1 protein-coding gene is annotated in these 447 nt (G+C 47.4%); it reads right to left on the minus strand.

The window, feature by feature from the left end; translation table 11 throughout:
* Positions 1–53: 53 nt before the first annotated feature.
* Complete coding sequence (locus tag AB4503_RS25655; protein WP_017096872.1) at positions 54–425, minus strand: hypothetical protein; 372 nt, start codon at positions 423–425, stop codon at positions 54–56.
* Between the last annotated feature and the right edge of the window lie 22 nt (positions 426–447).

Below are 447 nucleotides of genomic sequence, written 5' to 3' on the forward strand. Positions count from 1 at the left end.
GGATAAGCCACTGCGTGAGGTGGAAAACATGGGGGGACCCCTTTTTCTATTTTTTACCAAAACAAAGACAATGGCCAACTGACACTTTGCATTGCTTCATCACTGAGTTGAAGGCGGTGAGCAAGCTCACGATGCCCTTTTTTTTGTAAGCATTCGTATAGGCTGAGTTTGAGTGGAGAAAGGCGCGTCTCTGAAGCGATCTCTTTTTCGATTTTAATGTTAGGGTGCACGGCACAATCTTGGACCGCTTGATGGAGCGCCCCCTTATCTAGAGAGGGCTGAGACTCGATGTAGCGCGCCACAACGTGATCTCTGGCGTCATCGTGCGAGGTGATAAACTGCGCCACTTGTGCCAAGGCGCTGCTCAGTAATGCGCCCCATAATATCGCGCCCGTGATAACAATGATTTTTAAGGTTCGTTTCATTATTTTTTCCTAATCAATCTTT

Origin of the sequence: Vibrio sp. 10N.222.55.B11, assembly GCF_041473705.1 — a bacterium.
GTDB classification, from domain to species: Bacteria; Pseudomonadota; Gammaproteobacteria; order Enterobacterales; family Vibrionaceae; genus Vibrio; species Vibrio crassostreae_C.